The organism is Serratia sp. PF-27, assembly GCF_030053255.1.
GTDB lineage: Bacteria > Pseudomonadota > Gammaproteobacteria > Enterobacterales > Enterobacteriaceae > Serratia > Serratia bockelmannii.
Map to the genome: position 1 here is coordinate 428,992 of NZ_JASGBT010000022.1, position 18,399 is coordinate 447,390.

Sequence of the window (18,399 nt, forward strand, 5' to 3'; positions counted from 1 at the left end):
CGTAAAAAAGCGCAGCTACGCTGCGCTGCTCTCCCCAGCTTATCTCCGACAGACAGCCAGAGAAAAGGCCCCGAAGGGCCTTTGATTAGGGTGTGTTTGCTTTTTTTCACTTATTATTCGATTAATGCGAGCTGCCCTGAGAGATACCCAGCCCGGTTTGCGAACGGACAAACTGCGCCCGGAAGCGTTCCCGCTCCTGCTGCCCGGCCAGCGAGCTGTCGGTGATCGAGAACAGCCAGGTGCCGACAAAGGCCACGATCATCGAGAACAGCGCCGGGTATTCATACGGGTAAATCGGTTTTTCATGGCCGAGGATCTGCACCCAGATCGTCGGGCCGAGGATCATCAGAATCACCGCCGTTAACAGACCCAGCCAGCCGCCAATCATCGCGCCGCGGGTCGTCAAACGCGACCAGTACATCGACAGGATGATGATAGGGAAGTTACAGCTGGCAGCGATAGAGAACGCCAGCCCGACCATAAAGGCGATATTCTGCTTCTCGAACAAAATCCCCAGGGCAATAGCAACCAGGCCCAATACCACGACGGTGACCTTTGAGACCTTCAGCTCGTCACGCTCGGTCGCCTTGCCGTTTTTCATCACGCTGGCGTACAGATCGTGGGAAACCGCCGAGGCACCGGCCAGCGTCAGGCCTGCAACGACCGCCAGAATGGTGGCGAAGGCCACCGCCGAGATAAAGCCGAGGAAGAAGTTGCCGCCAACGGCATTGGCCAGGTGCACCGCCGCCATATTGGTGCCGCCCAGCAGCGCGCCGGTGGCGTCTTTGAACGCCGGATTGGCGCTGACCAGCAAGATGGCGCCGAAGCCGATGATAAAGGTCAGAATATAGAAGTAACCGATAAAGCCGGTGGCGTAGAACACGCTCTTGCGCGCTTCCTTGGCGTCACTCACGGTGAAGAAACGCATCAGGATGTGCGGCAGACCGGCGGTGCCGAACATCAGCGCCAGGCCAAGCGACAGCGCGGAAATCGGATCGGAGACCAGACCACCGGGGCTCATGATGGCGATGCCTTTCGGATGCACCTTCACCGCTTCGGCGAACAGGGTATTGAAGTCGAAGTTAACCGACTTCATCACCATCAGCGCCATAAAACTGGCGCCGGCCAGCAGCAGCACCGCCTTGATGATCTGCACCCAGGTGGTGGCCAGCATGCCGCCGAACAGCACGTACAGCACCATCAGGATGCCGACCAGGATCACCGCCACATGGTAGTTGAGCCCGAACAGCAGCTGGATCAGCTTGCCGGCGCCGACCATCTGCGCGATCAGATACAGCGCCACCACCACCAACGAGCCGCAGGCCGAGAGGGTGCGGATTGGTTTCTGCTGCAGACGGTAAGAGGCGACATCGGCAAAGGTATAACGGCCGAGGTTGCGCAAGCGCTCCGCGATCAGGAACAGAATGATCGGCCAGCCGATGAGGAAGCCGATGGAGTAAATCAGTCCGTCATAGCCCGAGGTGTAGACCAGGGCGGAGATACCGAGGAACGAGGCGGCGGACATGAAGTCACCGGCGATCGCCAGCCCGTTTTGCAGACCGGTGATTCGCCCGCCCGCGGTGTAGTAGTCCTGACGGGAACGGGTGCGTTTGGAGGCCCAATAGGTGATGTAGAGCGTGGCGCCGACAAACAGGATAAACATCACGATCGCCTGGATGTTCAGCGGCTGGCGATGCACCTCGCCGCCAATGGCGTCGGCGCAGGCCAGACCGGGCAGCAACAGCAGCGCGGCGGCGGACAATAAGCGCTTCATTGTTTCACCTCACGCAGAATCTCTGCGGTGAGGCGATCGAATTCGCCGTTGGCGCGAAACACGTAGATCCCGGTCAAGACGAAAGAGATCACGATCAGCCCGACGCCGACCGGGATCCCGCGGGTGATGGTCGATCCGGCGGCGATCGGCGTGCCGAGCCATTGCGGATCGAAGGCGATCAACAGAATAAAGCCGACGTACAGCGCCAGCGTAATCAGTGAAAGCAGCCAGGCGAACCGGCCGCGTTTTCTCACCAGCTCTTTAAAGCGCGGGTTTTCTTCAATCCCTTGATAAATGGTGTCATTCATCAGAGTGTCTCCAGTCGGTATTGAGAGAGTACGCCGCGCCAGGGCCGCTCAACGGTGCGTGATCCGGATTGAGCGGCCTGAAGCGGCATAAATTATGACGGCACTTTCATTGATTGTTTTTCTTCCAACAGCTTGTCGACGACGGCCGGATCCGCCAGCGTAGAGGTATCCCCCAGGTTGCTGGTGTCGCCGGCGGCAATTTTGCGCAGGATACGCCGCATGATCTTGCCGGAGCGCGTTTTGGGCAGCGAATCTGTCCAGTGCAGTACGTCCGGCGTGGCGATCGGCCCTATCTCTTTGCGCACCCAGTTGCGCACTTCGGTATAGAGCTCCGGCGTCGGTTCTTCGCCGTGGTTCAGCGTGATGTAGGCGTAGATCGCCTGGCCTTTGATGTTATGAGGAATGCCGACCACTGCCGCTTCGGCGATTTTCGGGTGCGATACCAGCGCGGACTCAATCTCGGCGGTGCCCAGACGGTGGCCGGAGACGTTCAGCACGTCATCGACGCGGCCGGTGATCCAGTAGTAACCGTCTTCGTCGCGGCGTGCGCCGTCACCGCTGAAGTACATGCCTTTGAAAGTCGAGAAGTAGGTTTGCTCGAAGCGGTCATGATCGCCGAACAGGGTACGCGCCTGGCCCGGCCAGGAATCGACGATCACCAGGTTGCCTTCGCAGGCGCCTTCCTGCGGTGTGCCGACGTTATCGACCAATGCCGGCTGTATGCCGAAGAAAGGCCGCGTAGCAGACCCGGCTTTCAGCTCGGTGGCGCCAGGCAGCGGGGTAATCATGAAGCCGCCGGTTTCGGTTTGCCACCAGGTGTCGACGATCGGGCACTTTGCATTGCCTATCTTGTTGTAGTACCACTCCCAGGCTTCCGGGTTGATCGGCTCGCCGACCGAGCCCATGATACGCAGCGAATCGCGTCGTGTGCCCTCGATCGCCTTGTCGCCTTCGGCCATCAGGGCGCGAATGGCGGTCGGTGCGGTATACAGAATGTTGACCTGGTGCTTGTCGATCACTTGCGACAGGCGATTAACGCCCGGATAGTTAGGCACGCCTTCGAACATCAGCGTGGTGGCGCCGCAGGCCAGCGGGCCGTACAGCAGATAGCTGTGGCCGGTGACCCAGCCCACGTCGGCGGTGCACCAATAAATGTCGCCGTCGTGGTAGTCGAACACATACTTAAAGGTCATCGCGGCGTAGACCAGGTAGCCGCCGGTGGTGTGCAGTACGCCTTTCGGTTTGCCGGTCGAGCCGGAGGTGTACAGGATAAACAGCGGATCTTCGGCGTTCACTTCTGCCGGCGGGCAGTCGGCGGAGACGCCCTGGGTCAGCTCATGCCACCACAGATCGCGCCCTTCCTGCCAGTAGCCCGGTTTCCCGGTGCGTTGGAACACCACGACGTTGGCCACGCTGACTACGCCGGGATTTTTCAGCGCATCGTCGACGTTCTTTTTCAGCGGCACGGCACGGCCGGCGCGCAGGCCTTCATCGGCGGTGATCACCAGCCTAGCGTTGGAGTCGATAATGCGTCCGGCGACCGCTTCCGGTGAGAAGCCGCCGAAGATCACCGAATGTACGGCGCCGATACGCGCGCAGGCCAGCATCGCGACCGCCGCTTCCGGCACCATCGGCATATAGATAGCCACCACGTCGCCTTTTTTCACGCCGAGCTTTTTCAGCACGTTGGCGAACTGGCAGACGTCATGGTGCAGCTGTTTGTAAGTCACGTTCTTGGATTGGGTCGGGTCGTCGCCTTCCCAGATAATGGCGGTCTGGTCGCCGCGCTCGGCCAAATGACGATCCAGACAGTTGGCCGCCAGGTTCAACGTGCCGTCTTCAAACCAACGGATGCTGACGTGGCCCGGATCGAACGAGGTGTTTTTGACTTTGGTATAGGGTTTGATCCAGTCCAGGATTTTGCCATGCTCACCCCAGAAAGCCTCTGGGTCTTGAACCGACTGTTGATAATACTGTTGGTATTGTGCCGGATTAATCAGGGCGCGTTCTGCAATTGCAGAAGGAATAGCGTGTTTATGCAGTTGGCTCATAGCTTTTCTCCTTGAAGTTGTTAATGATATGTCAACTGAAGGTTAAGTATAGTTTGCTACGATTCTTTGTTTCTTTTTTGCGCGGCAGATCACGCAACAAAGATATTGATTTGTAATCGTTCTGTCGCATTTGCAGGGCATATCTATCTATTTGGCGCTTAAATCCTCATAAACCCACGTTTTTAACCAAAAACACTTATCTAAAGAACAAAAAAGAATAAAAAAAGGCGAGGGTATTTGCCTCGCGCTTAATAAGGATGGGAGAGACCAGCATTATTTCGCGCTATAAATCTTTTTTGATTATTTTTCGCTATTAATATTCGAAGTTGGTATTAACGCGATATAACGATGGACGGCACATCGTGAAATAACGTTCTATTAATGCTTCATACCTGATGAAAAATCGGGAAATACCCTATGGCATTCATCCTGCGGTATCGTTCGATTTTTAATCTAAATATAAAATGGCGCTGCATTTATGGGTGAAAATGTCACTCGGCCAATTCCCATTTATTTGACTTTTGAGTAACAAAATATAAACATTCGGTGCGGACTAAATATGCAGAATGGACGAAAAATAACGCATTTTAATCGCGTTCAAAAAAACGTCACCGGCGCGGTTATGTGCTTCATTATCTGAAAAATTATGTTTTTAATAACAAGCAATTATGCCATTTGAAATAGTTACGCGAAATTTTTGTGATTCGATTCAGCGCTCAACCCTGACAAATCAAGGCTTGCAGAGCATGCCGCCCGGATGATACAGATTTATACTGCGTCGCACCCAGGGCAGGTGAACGCTTCCACTGAATTAACATAAGCCTGTAATAAATGATTAAGTATTCTTTTCGCCGTGTTGCGACTTTGTACGGCGCAAAGAGTCTTTGAGGACTTTTTGGGTATGAAAAGTGTAAAAATTAGCCTGGCTTGGCAAATCCTGATCGCGTTGGTACTGGGTATTATTGTTGGCGCGGTATTGCACAACCAGACAGAATCTCGTGAGTGGCTGGTCAGCAATATTCTCAGCCCGGCGGGTGATATCTTTATTCGTCTGATCAAGATGATTGTGGTGCCGATCGTTATTTCCACGCTGATCGTCGGTATTGCCGGCGTGGGGGATGCGAAAAAGCTGGGCCGCATCGGATTGAAAACCATTATTTACTTCGAAGTGATCACCACGATCGCCATCGTGGTGGGGTTGACGCTGGCCAACGTATTCCAACCCGGCCACGGCATCGACATGTCGACGTTGACCACGGTGGACATTTCGCAGTATGAGAAAACCACCGAACAGGTGCAAAGCGGTTCGCACAGTCTGGTGGCGACCATTCTGTCGCTGATCCCATCGAACGTCTTCTCGTCGATGGCCAAGGGCGACATGCTGCCGATTATCTTCTTCTCGGTGCTGTTCGGTCTGGGGCTGTCGTCGTTGCCGAAAGAGACCAAAGAGCCGTTGCTGAAGGTGTTCAAGGCGGTGTCCGAGAGCATGTTCAAAGTCACCCACATGATCATGCGCTATGCGCCGATCGGGGTATTCGGTCTGATTTCGGTCACGGTAGCCAACTTCGGTTTCGCTTCGCTGCTGCCGCTGGCCAAGCTGGTGCTGCTGGTATACTTCGCCATCGCGTTCTTCGCCCTGGTGGTGCTGGGGGCGGTCGCCCGGCTGTGCAATCTGCGCATCTGGACGCTGATCCGCATCCTGAAAGACGAACTGATCCTGGCTTATTCCACCGCCAGCTCGGAAACGGTGCTGCCGCGCATCATCGAAAAGATGGAGGCTTACGGCGCGCCCAAGTCGATCACTAGCTTCGTGGTGCCGACTGGCTACTCCTTTAACCTGGATGGCTCGACGCTGTACCAGAGCATCGCCGCTATCTTTATCGCCCAGCTGTACGGCATCGAACTGTCGTTGGGGCAGGAGATCGTGCTGGTGCTGACGCTGATGGTAACCTCGAAAGGGATCGCCGGCGTGCCGGGGGTCTCGTTCGTGGTGCTGCTGGCGACGTTGGGCAGCGTCGGCATCCCGCTGGAAGGCCTGGCGTTCATCGCCGGCGTGGACCGTATCCTGGATATGGCGCGTACCGCGCTGAACGTGGTGGGCAACGCGCTGGCGGTACTGGTGATCGCCAAGTGGGAGCACCAGTTCGATCGCAAGAAGGCGCTGGCTTACGAAACGGAGTTTCTGGCGCAGAAGGTGAAGCCGGCCAACCAGGCCTAATCACGAGTATCGCCGACGTTAAAAACGCCCCAGGCAGTTGTGCCGGGGCGTTTTGTTTTTATGGCCCTTCAACCTGCCACTTTCTTTTCTCTGCCCAACTGCGCGACTTGCATCCCCGCTTAACAAAATCTAAAGTGTTACCAAATTAATAGAAATGATAATAGATGTTATTATCATTTTCATTTGATGATGTATGGAGACACGCAAAAGCCGTTGAACGGCGGGGTTACGCCCGCTCGACGTCTTTATTCGGGCTTATCAAAGGTAGGTAACATGTCGGACACCGCTTTGGCCTCTGAATGGTTGCCGCTGGCGCCAGCGCAGCTTGATTTCTGGGAAGAACACACCTTGCACCCTGGGCAGACTCTGTCCACCGTCGCACATTGCACCGAACTGTGCGGCGCGGTAGAGGAAGAGACGCTCTGCCGGGCGATCGCCACCACTCTCGCCGAGACGCAGGCGTTTGCCTTGCGCTTTGGTGAGCGGCATGGCGACTCTCCCCCGCTGTTACGTTACGATCCACAGCGCACGCCGCCATTGCAACGCATCGATCTGCAAACGCACGACGATCCCTGGCAGGCGGCGCAAAACCTGATGCGCGAAGATATCGCGCAGCGCCGGGCGCTGCACAGCGAACCGTTAGCCGCAGCCTGGCTGCTCAAGCTGGGGCCGGAGCGCTACCTCTGGTACGTGCGTGCGCACCATATTCTGGTTGATGGCTTCGGCATGGCCCTGATCGAACACCGCTGCGCCGCGTTATATGCGCACTATCTGGGTGAGGGCAGCGCAGGTATGCCTCTGGGCGCCTTCGACGTCTTTCAACAGGCCGAGCTGGCCTACGCTGATTCTGAGCGATGCGAGCGCGATCGGCGCTTTTGGCAGACCTATCTGCCGCCGTCGCAGGTGCTGCCGACGGTGCGCAAGGGCGGTGAGGCCTATGGCGTACGGCGTCTGAGCACCCACCACCGGCTGCCGGCGGCGGTGTCGCACTCTCTGGCGCAGTTGGCGGAGCGTAGCGGCATCAATTGGCCCGACTTGCTGGTGGCGCTGTCGGCGGCCTGGCTGTTTCAGGTGATGCCGCGCTGTGCCCGGCAAGGCGATACGCTGCCGATGTGGATGCCGGCGATGAATCGCCGTGGGCAGGCAGCCACTAACGTGCCTTCGCTGGCGGTCAACACGCTGCCGCTGCTGGTGTCACCGCCGCAAGCGGAGACGCTGGGGAGCTTTCTCACCACGCTGACGCAGCAGCTGCGGGAGCTGCGCAGCCACGCCGGCTACCGTCTGCGCCAATTGGCCGCCGATCGCGGTGTGGATCCGGGCTCGCGCTTCTTTATTTCCCCCTTCATCAACGTGCAACCCTTCGATGCGCCTCGTTTTACTGGCTGTCGCGGTACCCGCAGCGTATTGGCCGGCGGCTCGGGCGACGGTTTTAACCTGACGTATCGCGGCCGCACCGACGCCCGCGATCTGCAGGTGGATATCGATATTTATCTGGAACAGTTCCCGACGGAGGATGCGTTGGACTATGGCGAGGCGCTGCAAGAATTTCTGTTGCGTGCGCTGCAGCAGGAAGCCTGGGAGCAACCGCTGGCGGCCCTGACGGCGTTACCCGCCTGAGAAAATGCGGGCGGGGGATGTCCCCGCCCGAGTGGTATGGTTTCAGCTGGCCAGCAACGCCGCCACTTCGCGTGCGTTCTTGCATGGCAAGAGCGCACTGCTTACCAGACGGGTGCCGAAAGCGTCATTGAGGCGTGCCGTCACCTGTTTGATATGCGGCAGCTTCAGTCCCATGGCGATAAACGCCGTCTCTTCCCCCCAGTCCGGGCGCGGCGTTACGCCAATCGCCTGCCAGTAAATGGTCAGGATCTCGGCGCTGCGCGCCACCGGTGCGTTCGGCGGCGGGGCCGCGCAGGCGTTCAACGCCGGCGCGGTTTGCTGGTGGCTCAGGTCGGCGCGGATGCGATGGCGATCGGTTTTACCGTTGGCGGACAGCGGCAGCGCCTCGGCATGGATAAAGCGCGTGGGGATATGGGTACAGGGCAGATAGCCGGTGGCGAAGGCGCGGATCTCGGACAGCGGCAGCGGCTTGCCGTCGCGGGTCAGATACAGGGCGCCGAGCGCTGCCTCGTTGTTCTCTCCGCTGGGATAATCCACCACTACCATATCCAGGATCGCCGGATGGCGGCGCAGCACGTCTTCGATTTCCGGCAGCGAGACGCGCACGCCGCGGATCTTCACATAGCCGTTCACCCGGGTGGCGAACATGATGTTGCCGTCCGCACGGTAATAGCCCTGATCGCCGGTGCGGAAAGCGCGCAGCGGTTGCCCGTCCGGTCCTTCGAGGGTAACGAAATCGTGCTGCTTCAGCTCCCCCTGCTCCAGATAGCCTAACGCCAGGTTCACCCCGGCGGTGTGAATGCGGCCGACCACGCCGGCCGGGCAGTGGCTGCCGTCGTCATGGCAGATAAAGTAGCGGTTAGCCGGCAGCGGGCGGCCGTAAGGCACGGTGCCGCTCTCCTGTGGGGCGATCGGGTGCCAGATGCTCCAGATGGTGGTTTCGGTCGGCCCGCCGAGTGAGAACAGCGCGAGATCCTGGCGCAGGGTACGCAGGGTTTGTACCGTCGCCGGCTTGATATAGTCGCCGCCTTGCGCCACCAGGCGCAGCGAGCGCAGGCTGTCGGCCGTTTTGCAGGTGAGCAGCATCTCCAGAATGGCGGGTACCGAACACCACAGGGTGACCCGATGTTTTTTCACCAGTTGGTTCCAGCTGATGGCATCCTTTTCCTGATGTGGCGCCGGCAGCACCAGCGTGGCGCCGGCGCACAGCGAACCGAACAGATCGAACATCGACATGTCATGGTGCGGCGGCGTAACGGAAATGAAGACATCGTCGGCGGTGACTCTCCAGCGCTGTTGGGTTTGGTGCACGACGTTGGCGGTGGCGCGGTTGTTAAGCACCACGCATTTAGGCTTACCGGTGGTGCCGGAGGTATACAGGTAGTAGCTCGCGGCCTGGCTGGCGCTGCGTTCAACCAGCGTCCGTTCATCCGGCAGCGCGGGTGCGCGATCCGCCTGCGCCAGCAGGGTCGCCGGCGTCACGCCGATCGGCGTTTCGAGATCGCCGCCGTGCACTACCAGCGTCGGCCGGCAATTCTCCAGCAGGTAGGCGGTCCGTTCCGGCGGCGAGTTGATATCGATAGGCACCCAGATCACGCCCTGCAGGGCGCAGGCGAGGCTGAAGATGATCTGTTCCGGGCTGCGCGGCAGATACAGTGCCACCACGTTGCCCGGCTGCACGCCGCGGCTCTGCAGGTTGGCGATCGCCGTGGCGATCCGCTGGCCCAGCTCGCGGTAGGTTAGCGTCTGCTCGCCGCAGATCAGCGCATTGCCGCCGTCTTGCGCGCCGAACAGCCGCTCGGCCAGCTGCGCCAGATAAGGATAAGGCGCGTAATTCGCTTCGCTGTCGTTGTGGCGGTAATGCGCCAGATCGATGAAGTCGCGCGGCGCGATCGCCAGGTCGGCCCGTTGGCAACTGTGCAGGATGCGTCGCTGCAACGCCGCCAGCATCGCTTCTACCTGTTCGCCATGCAGCGCCTGCTCGGCGTAGTCCACGCACAGCTGCAGATTTTTTTCGCTGTCCAACGTCAGGCGGATATCGATGGCGACCTGCGGCGTTTGGGTCAGGCCGTCGTGAAAGCGCACCGGCGCCTCGGCTGGCAGCGTTTCCCAACCCAGGCAATTGGTCAGGATCACCGGCAGCGCCGGGCCGCCCTGGCTTTGGCCGAGCAACTGCCGCGCCAGATCGACGCCGGAAAACGCCAGGTGATCGAGCGCGCCGAGCACGTCGTCCTGCAAGGCTTGCGCGCGCTGGATAAAGTCTTCGCCGTAGCGCGAATAGCGCACCGCCACGAAGCTGGAGGCGTTGCCCAGGGCGCCGTCGGCGGCGGGGAACGCCACCGGCACCCCGACGCACAGCTCGCCGTCGGTGGTCCAGTGGGCCAGCGTATCGAGGATCAGCGCCGACAGCAGGCTGTTGCGCAGCAGCGCATGCGGCGATCCCAGACGGCCAAGCTGTTTAACCGTGTCGTGCGGCAACGTCAGGCTGGCGCGGCGATAGCGTGATGAGGTGAGATTGGCGAGCGGGGCGCGCCACGGCAACGCCGACGGGGTGGTGACATCCTGCAGCTTTTCGCGCCAGTAGGCGGCATCGGCCTGGCGTTGCGCCGCCGATGCGGCGGGGGGCGGCAAGGCGGCGGCGGTCGGCGCCAGAGGGCGATCGTCGAACAGGCGCGCGATCACGGTGGAGATCCCCTGGCCGTCTAAGATCAAGGCATCGAAGCTGGTAAAGATCAGCGTATCGTACGGCGATCCCGTCGGATCCTGCTGTTCGGCAAGTTGGATCACGGCGATGCGCCACAGCGGTTGGCTCGGATCGTGGCGCTGGTGGGAGTAACGCGCGCGCAGTTGTTCGACCTGGCGCTGCGCCGCTTCACCATCAAGGGCGCGCAGATCGTGGCGATCCAGATGCAGCGTGGTTTCCGGGCGTACGTGCTGCGTGCCGCGCGGCACATCGATGCAGGTGCGCAGTGCCGGGTAGTGTTGAACCAGCTCGGTCAGGCGCGCTTCAAGGCGCGGTACGTCCAGCTGCCGGGCGCGATATTCGCGAAAGTCGTGCATCGCCACGCCGCCCAGCGGCCATCGATCGCTGCGGCCCAGAAGATAGGCCTGCTGCAGTGCGGTTAATGGTGTCTCCATGGTACTTCCCTATAGTCGCTAACCGATTAAATCTCAGTGCTGCGGCGCCAGCGAGGCGAGCAGCGTTTTCGCATTCCGTCCTGCCTCGGGCGAGCGTTGGCAGATCAATGCCGCCAGCGCCGCCGGAGAGGGATGCGCCGCCAGATCCTGCGCCGTCAGCGCCGCCGCCAGATATTTGTTGAGCACCGTCAGCAGCGCGTTCACCCCAGCATCCGGCAGGGCCAAGCGGTGGATATCGTCGTGGTCGTGCAAGCTAGCCTCGGGAGCCACCCGCGCCAGCAGCCGGTGCAGCACCTGGCGCACCGGTGCCTGCTGCGCCAGCGCGTCGGGTGTGCATTGCGCCAACAGCTGTGACAGCGGGCGATCGAACGCCTCCGTTTGCCGTGCGGCCAGGTGCAGCAGCGCACGATAACAGGCCAGCAGGCGCGGCAGCGCGTGCTCGGGGAATGCGTCCAGCCGCACGTCCCAGTTAATCAGAATGCCGTCGTCGACGTGGGCGACCTGCGCATCCAGCGCAACCTGCGGTCCTTGAGAGATGACCCAGCCGAGACGGCCGAAGGTGTCGGTGACCCGTTCGGAAAACAGCGTCTTGCCGCGGATGCCGAAACCAGCGGTAAACACCACCGGCGAAGGCTGCAGGCTGCCGTGCAGGCGCGACAGATCGCGCATCACGCTCACGCCGGGGTAATCCGCATGTTCGATAAGCTCTGCCAGCTGTGCCATCAGGCGCCGGCAGAAAGCGCTCAGGTTTTCCGTCGGGTTCAGCTCCACGCCGAGCAGCACCAGGTTAGAGAAATCGCCGATAAGACGATGCGCGTCCTCCCGTTCGCTTTCGCGGTGGAACAGCGGCACGTTGAGCCGGAAGCGCGTCATATTCCAACCCTGGCCGACGGCCAGTGCGAACAGCGCTAAAAACAGCGTAGAGAGAGAGGTGTGGTGCCGCTTGGCGACATTCTCCAGCGCGCGGCTTTCTTCTGCATTCAGCTGTACGGCCAGGCGATCGCTGCGGCAGCGGTCCGGCGTGCGCAGCAGGCGCGGCGCCGGGGGCACCTGCGCCAGGCGTTCACGCCACCAACGCTGGCCGCGTTCGCGCCGCTGGCGTAGCGCCTCGTCGGCGTCGCGTCGTTCGAGGTGATCAAAGTAGGCCGCTGGTGCGTCATCGGAGGGGGGCGGCGGACACCGGTGATAAAACGCCGTCAGATCCTCCATCAACAGGCGAAAGCTCATGGCATCGCCGGCGATCATGTCGAGATCGACATGCAGGCGGCTGCGCCCTTCCGGCAACAGGCTCAGGCTGATATCGCAGGGCACGCCCTGTTCCAGCGGCAGCAGCTGGGTGCTTTTTGCCTGGCGTTTGGCGGCGAGCGCGGCTGCCAGCGTTGCTTCATCGGCGTGCTGCCAATCGTCGAGATGCAAGGCGTGCCGAGGGCCGGGAGGCGCGATCGTCTGCCGGCCATCGTCGGTAATGCGCAGACGTAACAGCGGATGGTGCAGGTACAGCGCCTCGACGGCCTGGCGCAGCCGAGCGGTATCCAGCTCGCCGCCGTCGAATTCCGCATACAGGTGGGCGGCCATGCCGCCGAGGGGAGGAGCGGACTGTCGGCCTACCCAATAGGCGGCCTGCATCGTGGTCAAAGCTTTCATCGGGTATCCATTTTGATTCAGCCAACGAGACTGCAAGAATATATCCAAATGTTAATAGGAATGAAAATTATTATTATTTGATCCATTTGGCGATCGGGTGCTATCTATAAGGCGTTTTAGCGACGCCGGGCAGTGAGGGCATTGGGTGTGAATAATTTATCTATATTATTCTTAGCATTGAAATGATTGCTTGTTATTGCAGCGCTCGTTTTCCCTGCGAAAGTATAAGGGTTTCTGGCAGTTATCTTGTCAGGTCTCACATCTTTGTTGATAATGATTTGCATTAGAAAATGCAAAATATTATCATTCTTAACATTATTTTACGTTTTTATACAAGCTGCCGGCCGCTCCGCCGGCGGCTTAGCCGTGGACGGGGCCGCGCCCGTCCGGCCGCGAAAGGCATGGGTTTGCCGCAGGGATAAGCAACAGCAAGGCCGGGAAGGCCGCAGCGTCATGGTCTGTGTGAGTGTCGATGTAGGTTGTGTAAAAAAAAATCAAATTTTGTGCACCTCTGGGATGAAAGGAGAAGACATCTATGGGCAAGCATTTTGCGGCTCAACGGCATGAAAGCGTAGGAAACGGGGAAAAGGCGGGGTTGAAAGCCATTGGGGCGTTTTCCTCCGTATTTTTAGGGGTTTGTTCACTGGCGATCGGTAACGTCAACGCGGCGGAAACCAAGAGCAACGAAACCTACCAGGACGCGGAAACGCTGCTGGTTACCGGTGAGAAGGTCAAACGTTCCATTTTCGACACCGGCTCCAGCGTCGAAGTGTTCGACAGCAACCGCATCTCCTCTATGCCTAATGCGACACAGGTTCCCGATTTGCTGCGCATGACCCCCAACGTGGTGGATGTCGGCATCGGCAACGATCTGCCAACCGTGCGTGGCGTTGACGGCTCCGGCCCGACCACCGGTGCCGGCGCTTTCCTCAGCGGCACCAGGCCGCGCCTCAATCTGTCGTTGGACGGCCGTTCGCTGACCTATAACGAACAAGCCTACGGACCGCAATCGTTGTGGGATCTGGATCGCGTTGAAGTGTTCCGCGGCCCGCAAAGTTACATTCAGGGGCGCAACGCCATCGCCGGCGCCATCGTCATGGCCAGTAAAGACCCGACCTTCGAATGGGAAAGCGCCTTCAAGGGCGGGGCCGGCAATCAGCACTCCTCTCAACTAGCCGCCATGGCGTCCGGCCCGCTGGTGGAAGACCAGTTGGCGTTCCGTGTCAGCGTCGATCGCCAGCGTCGCCGCAGCGATGCTGACCTGCCGGCCTATGAGCCGGTGGGCGATCCGCGTGAAGTGGAGGCCACCACCGCCCGTGCCAAGCTGCTGTTCAACCCGGCCGGTTTGCGCGATCTGACCACCAAGTTGACCTTTAACCACTTTGGCAGCACCGCACCGCAGAACGAAAGCCTCAACCCGCAGCCGCATCCTGCGAGTGCGCGTCACGACATCCGTCGGCCGGTGTTCAAAAGCAATGTGAACAGCGGGATCTGGGATCTGGCCTGGGAGGCCTCCGATGGCCTGGCGTTGGAAAACCGCGTTATCTATACCGATTTCAACATTAACCGCGCCACGGCTTATCAGCTGCCGTACGCCGACATCGGCGGTAAAGAGGTGCACGTAGAACCGGTGGTACGCTTCGGCGGCGCGGACAGCCGCCTGCACGGGCTGGCGGGGCTGCGTTATTTCCACGCCAAGCAGGATGAGTTCGTCAATATCTTCGGCGGCGCGACTTTTAAAGATAAAACCGACACTAACTCGGCCTTCGCTGAGCTGACCTATGCGCTGACGCCGCAGGTGGACGTGACTGCCGCCAGCCGCCTGGAACGCGAACATCGCCAACGCAATGGCGGCAGCAAGGCGGTGCGCATCGACTTCGACGAAACCTACACGGTGTTCCTGCCGAAACTGGACGTGGCCTGGAAACCGACGGACACCCAAACCTACGGTGCCAAGATCGCTCGCGGTTATAACGCTGGCGGTGCAGGCATTACTCTCAGCAGCCCGATCGTCAGTTACACCTACGGTTCCGAGTATGTCTGGAACTATGAGTTGTACACCCGCCATCACCTGAAAGACGCCAACGTGGTGCTGACCAGCAACGTGTTCTACAACGATTACAAAGACATGCAGCTGCCTTATTACCTGGGTGAAAATTCCAGCGTGATCCGCAACGCCGACAAGGTGGAAACCTACGGCGCGGAAATCGGCGCCACCTGGCAGCCGCGTTGGGACTTCGAGCTGTTCGGTAACGTTGGCCTGCTGAAAACCAAGATCAAAAAGTTCTCGGGCAGCGGCGTGGAAGGGCATGAATTGGGACGCGCGCCGGCTTACACCGCCAACATGGGCGCCAAATATCAGTTCCTGAAAGGGTGGGAAGTGAGTACTAACGTGGCGTTCTCGGACTCCTATTACTCGGCGTATGACAACGATTCGCGCGGGCGTATAGGTTCTTACTGGTCGGCTAACGCCCAGCTGGCCTACACCTTCGCCTATGGGCGCGCCACGCTGTTTGCGCAAAACCTGTTCGACTCCGAGCGTCGCATCATGGTTGGCGGCAACGATATCTACACCGCGACGCAGCAGCGCCCGCGCATGGTCGGCGCGGCGGTTGAACTGAATTTCTAACGCTATCGCGATGATGGGGGGACGAATGTCCCCCGTTTTATGCGCTATCCCGGCACGGCCGGGCAAAGGAGATAACGCAGTGATCGGTGATTTTGACAGCATTCTGAGCGATGAAGAGGCCCAGCGGCTGGAGAGCGCGTTTCAGGCGCTGGGCGCGGCGTCGGCGAACGGCGATCGGCCGGTGAGCGAAGCCGAAGAGCGGGCATGGTTTGCCCATCTGCAGCAGGGTGACGCACGCGGGCAGCGGGCGATGGCCTGGCGCCTGACGGGAGAGGTGGATATCGCCCAACTGACGGCGGCGCTGCAAGCGCTGGTGCGGGAAACGCCGGGCGTGAACGTGCGTTACGTTTTTGATGACGAAAACGGTTTGGTTAAACGCGCTGCCGATTCGGCGCCGTTGCCGGTGAGCCTGCGTCAGGTGGCGGATGAACAACACGCCATTTGTCGTCTGCTGCAAGTGCAGGCGGCGCCATTTGAACTGGAAAGCGAAGCGCCGCTGCGCTGCCTGCTGTTGCTCACGCCTGCCGATGACGTGATTTTGGGCGTGGTATTGCATGACATCCTGGCGGAAGCGCTGCCGTGGCGCCATCTGCCGGCGATGCTGTCCGCCCGCTATAACGGAGATGCGATGCCTCTGCCTTTCGCGGCGGCGCCGGTCGAGCTGCCGGAAATCCCTGCGCCACAGCTGCCCTGGGCGCGCCAGGCGGTCTCGCTGCAGGATTACCGCAGCCCGGCGCAGCGTACTGAAGCCTTGCCGCCGGTGGGCGCGCGCGTGGTCACACGCATTGATCGCTCGCTGTTGCCCGCCAACGACACGCCGCGGGCCTTGCTGGCGGCGGTGGCGGCACGGTTTGCCGAGTTCGTCGCCGCGCAGGCCGGCGGCCAAGCGGTGCAGCTGTGCGTGCCGGCCGCAGAAACGGCAGAGTGCGTCGGTCTGGAGCTGGGCCTGACGGCGGCGCCGCTGATGCGCCTGACCGTGCAGCATGGCGAGGGCGACGTCGGGCAGCGGCTGCTGGCGCAGGCCGTGGCTGAACAGCCGGATCCGCAGCGGGCGCAGTTGCTGGTGGCCTGGCGTGACGATCTGGCCGCAGAGTGGCGGCTGGAAGGCGTTCACGCCGAACGCCTGTTGCTGCCGCCGCTGCATACGCCGTTTGAACTGGCGCTGCTATTGGGCTTGCCCGAAGCGGAAGCGTTAACGCTGGAGCTGGTCACCGACCCGCGCCTGTCTCCGCACGCGGCGCCTTTCCTGCTGGAGCAGTTCAGCGCGTTCCTGGCCGGGCAGCGAATTGCCGTCGCATTGCCGGCGGCTGAGGCCGTTTCCCCGGCGATGGCCGCGCCGGCGGCGAACGGCGACGCCGACGAAAGCGTTGCGCCGCTGATTTTGCAGGAGTTCCGTGAGGCGCTGGTGGCGCCGGAAATGACCCTGGATGAAGACTTCTTCGATCGCGGCGGCCATTCGCTGGTCGCTACCCGGGTGATCGGCCGCTTGCTGAGCCTGCATCAGATCGAAATCAACATTAACGATCTGTTCAGTCATCCGACGGCGCGCGGGTTGGCGGGCTACGCCAAACGCCTGAACGTTGCGCAGCCGAATGCCGCGCTAGCGATCGCCGACGATCATGAGGGGGCGCAGGCGCCGCTGTCGCTGGCGCAGGAATCGCTGTGGAAGGTGTATGAAGCCTTCGGCCATGACGAGATTTTCAACCTGCCGTTCTCTCTTCGCTTCTTCGATGCGGTAGACGAAACGGCGCTGCACCAGGCGTTTATCGACGTCATGACTCGCCATACCGTGCTGCGTTCACGCTTCGTCGAGCAGCAGGGGGAGGTGGTGCAGGTGGTGGTGCCGGCCGCAGAACTGCCGGATTATCAGTGGTTCCGCTTCTCTCACGAGACGCCGGCGGGTAATGCCGCCGCCCTGTTGGCCGACGCCGGCCAGCACCGGTTCGATCTGGCCGCCGAGCTGCCGCTGCGCGCCACGCTGCTGCGCGATGCGGACAACGGCCAACAGCTGCTGTCGTTGCTGTTCCACCATGTGGTGCTGGATGAATGGTCGCTCAATCTGATGATGGATGAGCTGGGCGTCGCCTATCGCCATCGCGTCGTCGGCCAGGCGCCGCAGTGGAGCGGGCAGCCGCCGCAGTTCCACACTTTCGCCCGGCAGCAGCGGGCCTCCGGGGTGCAGCAGCAACATCTGGACTACTGGCTCGATGCGCTGCGCGGCGCGCCGGTCGGCCAGCCGATCTTCCGGCAAGAAGCGTCCACCCATCCGGCGGTGCCGGCACCGGCGGACGTCAACGGCGGCTGGCTGGAGTTCGAGGTCGATCCTGCCGTGGCGGAAGGCCTGTATCAGCTTGCCCGCCGCAACAACGCTTCGCTGTTCAACGTGGTGTATGCCGGGATTACCTCGGCGCTGCGTCTGCTGGGCGGCCCGGCGGATCTGCTGGTGGGCACCTCAACCTCTGGCCGTAACGACGCCGAGTTCTTCGATACCGTCGGCTATTTCACCACCGTGGTGGTGCACCGCGTGCGCTTCGACGAGGGGCTGACGGTGGCCGGGTTGGTCAGCCAGGTGAAAAACACCATCAATGGCTCGCTGCCGTACACCGACATTCCGATCGATCTGGTGGAGGAAGGGCTGTTCGGCGTGGACGCCGACCGCAAGAACCACATGTTCGAAGTGTTCATCCAGATCCACAGCCGCATCAAGCTGAACGGCGAGTTCCGGCTGCAGGACGGCAGCGCGATCGCCTACCGTCAGGTGGAGCCGGAGAAAGCCGAATCGTTGCTCGGCCTGCAGTTTGAGGTGATGGAAGACGATCTGGCCGGGAAGAAATCCCTGCGGGTGATGATGACCTACCGTCAGGATCACTACAGCCGGGAGCAGGCCAATCTGATCGCCGACGGCGTTCAGCACGTCTTTACCCAGTTTGCGCAGCACATCGCTGGCGATATCGCTCTGGCGGCGCTGCCGCCCGGGCCGCAGGCATGACGTTGTTTCACTCTAACCGAAAGCATGATTT

The 18,399-nt window shown here is 60.7% G+C and carries 9 protein-coding genes; 4 read left to right on the top strand and 5 right to left on the bottom strand.

Annotation, left to right across the window (positions count from 1 at the left end):
- Positions 1-121: 121 nt before the first annotated feature.
- The 3 genes from actP to acs all read right to left on the bottom strand — a co-directional run bounded on the left by actP (position 122) and on the right by acs (position 4,133).
- Positions 122-1,774 (bottom strand): cation/acetate symporter ActP, encoded by a 1,653-nt coding sequence (gene actP / locus QMZ29_RS21465; protein WP_089181546.1) that lies wholly within the window; start codon positions 1,772-1,774, stop codon positions 122-124.
- Entirely contained in the window at positions 1,771-2,082 is a 312-nt protein-coding gene (locus QMZ29_RS21470; protein ID WP_004930047.1) for a DUF485 domain-containing protein, read from the bottom strand. Before QMZ29_RS21470 ends, actP begins: the two co-directional genes overlap by 4 nt.
- Before the next feature lie 92 nt (positions 2,083-2,174).
- Positions 2,175-4,133, bottom strand: coding sequence for an acetate--CoA ligase (gene acs / locus QMZ29_RS21475; protein WP_282994210.1), 1,959 nt, complete (start codon positions 4,131-4,133; stop codon positions 2,175-2,177).
- Positions 4,134-5,034: 901 nt separating this feature from the next.
- Between acs and gltP the strand changes: the two genes are divergently transcribed.
- Both gltP and QMZ29_RS21485 read left to right on the top strand, forming a co-directional pair.
- Positions 5,035-6,351 (top strand): glutamate/aspartate:proton symporter GltP, encoded by a 1,317-nt coding sequence (gene gltP / locus QMZ29_RS21480; protein ID WP_043142347.1) that lies wholly within the window; start codon positions 5,035-5,037, stop codon positions 6,349-6,351.
- 273 nt (positions 6,352-6,624) lie between these two features.
- Complete coding sequence (locus QMZ29_RS21485) at positions 6,625-7,968, top strand: condensation domain-containing protein (RefSeq protein ID WP_025304957.1); 1,344 nt, start codon at positions 6,625-6,627, stop codon at positions 7,966-7,968.
- A 42-nt stretch (positions 7,969-8,010) separates the two neighbouring features.
- On the opposite strand, the gene QMZ29_RS21490 is transcribed toward QMZ29_RS21485, so the two are convergent.
- Together QMZ29_RS21490 and QMZ29_RS21495 are read right to left on the bottom strand one after the other, a co-directional pair.
- Entirely contained in the window at positions 8,011-11,106 is a 3,096-nt protein-coding gene (locus QMZ29_RS21490; RefSeq protein ID WP_261425422.1) for an amino acid adenylation domain-containing protein, read from the bottom strand.
- A gap of 33 nt (positions 11,107-11,139) precedes the next feature.
- Complete coding sequence (locus tag QMZ29_RS21495; RefSeq protein WP_261425420.1) at positions 11,140-12,750, bottom strand: condensation domain-containing protein; 1,611 nt, start codon at positions 12,748-12,750, stop codon at positions 11,140-11,142.
- Positions 12,751-13,285: 535 nt separating this feature from the next.
- Here QMZ29_RS21495 and QMZ29_RS21500 point away from each other — a divergent pair.
- Both QMZ29_RS21500 and QMZ29_RS21505 read left to right on the top strand, forming a co-directional pair.
- Positions 13,286-15,379 (top strand): TonB-dependent receptor, encoded by a 2,094-nt coding sequence (locus QMZ29_RS21500; RefSeq protein WP_033638948.1) that lies wholly within the window; start codon positions 13,286-13,288, stop codon positions 15,377-15,379.
- A 79-nt stretch (positions 15,380-15,458) separates the two neighbouring features.
- A complete protein-coding gene (locus QMZ29_RS21505) occupies positions 15,459-18,368 on the top strand; it encodes a condensation domain-containing protein (protein WP_261425418.1) in 2,910 nt (969 codons plus the stop codon).
- The last annotated feature ends 31 nt before the right edge of the window (positions 18,369-18,399 follow it).

Excerpts from the sequence above, each read along its gene's own strand:
- QMZ29_RS21470 (WP_004930047.1), bottom strand. The coding sequence starts at position 2,082 with ATGAATGACACCATTTATCAAGGGATTGAAGAAAACCCGCGCTTTAAA.
- actP (WP_089181546.1), bottom strand. The coding sequence starts at position 1,774 with ATGAAGCGCTTATTGTCCGCCGCCGCGCTGCTGTTGCTGCCCGGTCTG.
- acs (WP_282994210.1), bottom strand. The coding sequence starts at position 4,133 with ATGAGCCAACTGCATAAACACGCTATTCCTTCTGCAATTGCAGAACGC.
- QMZ29_RS21490 (WP_261425422.1), bottom strand. The coding sequence starts at position 11,106 with ATGGAGACACCATTAACCGCACTGCAGCAGGCCTATCTTCTGGGCCGC.
- QMZ29_RS21500 (WP_033638948.1), top strand. The coding sequence starts at position 13,286 with ATGGGCAAGCATTTTGCGGCTCAACGGCATGAAAGCGTAGGAAACGGG.
- gltP (WP_043142347.1), top strand. The coding sequence starts at position 5,035 with ATGAAAAGTGTAAAAATTAGCCTGGCTTGGCAAATCCTGATCGCGTTG.
- QMZ29_RS21485 (WP_025304957.1), top strand. The coding sequence starts at position 6,625 with ATGTCGGACACCGCTTTGGCCTCTGAATGGTTGCCGCTGGCGCCAGCG.
- QMZ29_RS21495 (WP_261425420.1), bottom strand. The coding sequence starts at position 12,750 with ATGAAAGCTTTGACCACGATGCAGGCCGCCTATTGGGTAGGCCGACAG.